This window comes from Acinetobacter sp. ESBL14 (assembly GCF_036668815.1).
GTDB classification, from domain to species: domain Bacteria; phylum Pseudomonadota; class Gammaproteobacteria; order Pseudomonadales; family Moraxellaceae; genus Acinetobacter; species Acinetobacter gyllenbergii.
The window spans coordinates 1-250 of the sequence record NZ_JAZEVS010000086.1 but is presented as its reverse complement, the minus strand read 5'-3'; the positions used below and the strand labels follow the sequence as shown (position 1 = coordinate 250).

The window sequence follows — 250 nt, the reverse complement described above, 5'->3', positions numbered from 1 at the left end:
AAGGTCCAAGTACCATCACCATTGTTCACCGCTGGATAGTTCACACCATCCACAGTCACCACAATCGTGGCTGTTGGATCATTCACGGTACCCGTCAATGCAGGGGTTGCATCGTTGCTCAGGTCATCATCCACCGTCACAATCGGTGCAGTCACATCTGTAGAAACCGTACCTGTACTTGGTAATGAGGTGTTACCCGCTGGGTCTGTCGCTGTTGCAGTGACGGTCTCACCATTGGTCAAGCCACCTG

At 52.4% G+C, this 250-nt stretch carries 1 protein-coding gene; it reads right to left on the bottom strand.

The window, feature by feature from the left end; translation table 11 throughout:
• On the bottom strand, positions 1 to 250 hold a 250-nt coding region (locus V6E90_RS21740; protein ID WP_332606440.1), incomplete at both ends, for a hypothetical protein.